We start from the raw sequence: 283 nt of genomic DNA, 5'->3' as shown, positions 1-283 counted from the left end.
ACAGCCAAGATGTCAGCTGAAATGGAGAAGAAATTCCGTTCTTCTACTGTAAATCCAGCTCTTTATGCACCATTCCTTTCAAAACAGGAGGTGCAATATGCATAGTTTATTAGCTTATGGATGTATATTTTTAATCTTTATTAGTGTAGGATTGCTTGTTTTACTTTTTGCAAAATCTAAAGGTTCTGCTCTCTCTCAATTTGTACAAGAAAACGAAAAAGAAGAAAGGCGCTTGGAATTAAGGAATATTAAAGGGATACGAATGTATCTACCACAATCCGTT

The 283-nt window shown here is 34.6% G+C and carries 1 pseudogene; it reads left to right on the top strand.

Annotation, left to right across the window (positions count from 1 at the left end):
• Window positions 1-97: 97 nt before the first annotated feature.
• Window positions 98-283: pseudogene (locus MR170_RS31530) on the top strand (hypothetical protein); the annotation flags it as partial.

Source organism: Bacillus cereus group sp. BfR-BA-01524, from assembly GCF_022662595.1.
In the GTDB taxonomy this organism is placed as follows: domain Bacteria; phylum Bacillota; class Bacilli; order Bacillales; family Bacillaceae_G; genus Bacillus_A; species Bacillus_A thuringiensis_S.
The sequence above is the reverse complement of the archived record's forward strand: the minus strand, read 5'-3'. Positions and strand labels throughout refer to the sequence as shown.